The organism is Thalassotalea sp. G20_0, from assembly GCF_017744175.1.
In the GTDB taxonomy this organism is placed as follows: Bacteria; Pseudomonadota; Gammaproteobacteria; order Pseudomonadales; family Endozoicomonadaceae; genus Endozoicomonas.
Map to the genome: position 1 here is coordinate 1 of NZ_JAGHQV010000210.1, position 1277 is coordinate 1277.

The following is a 1277-nucleotide window of genomic DNA, read 5'->3' on the forward strand; positions in this document are numbered from 1 at the left end:
TAATGTCGTTCGGTCAATGTGCATAGCAAACCAACAGTGGTCTTTCACTGAGCAGGTCAAAACACTGTTGGACATTGCCATTAACAGCAACTTCTCGCCAGCGCTTGATGATAAGTCCGGCATAAAGGATTTTAACAGGTGGTTCTGGGGCAACATGTGTCCGGCAGAGGATATAAAACCGCCATACTTCTGCAGCTGCAAGTTAGTACATCAACTATTTCCGAAACAGAAGGTCGGAGGCATCCTGACTGAAAATGAGCGCAGGGGGGGAATCGTTGGCCCACCGGATTCGTTCGTTAGCCTGGATCCCAGCGCAATGCTGGCACTGGGTGCATGTCACCTGATTGAGTCGGAAAGGTTTCTGAAGATGCATGAGCAGCAACAGAAAAAGGCACCTGCTGAGACATCATCCATATTGCTGGAAAAGGCCAGCAGCAAACGTAAGGAAGCTTATAAGCAGTGGGCAACAGCCAACCTGTTGAATGCTGAGCAAACCCGGAGCCAGCTAAGATCCTGGTTTATTCAGTACGCATTGAACAATGGTACAATCAGCCAGGCCAGTGATGTAGAGAAAATAAAAAAATTTCGCTCTGGCCAGCAGGGACGGCTGTCGGATCATTGGTTCAAACTACTCATTGACAGTGGTCTGTATCCCAACACCGAACCTCTGGCGTCCCCCGTTGCTATAACGCAACAGCTGGCCGACATAGCCAATCAATTTACTACGGTAAATAATTATTATCCGTATTCAGCCTTTGATTCCCCGGTTTTACTGTTTTCCAGATATGAACTCCTGCTTAAGACCCTGCGCGACAAGCCCGGCTATCTTCCCGAGCCAGACGATGAACACGAAGTGCTGTACAGGGCATTACATATTGCCATTTTTGCTGACCAGGCTCGCAGAACTCATCAGTTGACAACAATAAACGAATACTATTCAAGGAACTCATTTACCAACCAGCCAAGCTCCACTCCGGCCAGTAAATTAACCAGGGCTGTTACCAAGAGAGTCAGCGTCTTGAGATTTCAGGGCGCGGCTAAGAATATGTCAACCAGCCAAAGCCATGCAGTATTTGTCAGAACCAAAAAAGCGGGGCAGGCTGCTTCGTCTGCTACCTGGCTGAAGGGCCGGATACCATTTCCGGAACCGGAGGACCTGGTGACGGCATTCGCTTATATTTTCAACGTCATGACCTACCCCAAACCTAATGACAAAACCCGCATTTACAATATGCCCCGGCATCGCGAGAAAATGATGGAGGCTTTTCAATTGCTGA

General features: G+C 48.5%; 1 protein-coding gene. It reads left to right on the plus strand.

The genetic code is table 11. The features are described from left to right. Window positions 1–16: 16 nt before the first annotated feature. On the plus strand, window positions 17–1277 hold a 1261-nt coding region (locus tag J7438_RS25560), incomplete at its 3' end, for a hypothetical protein (RefSeq protein WP_209278858.1).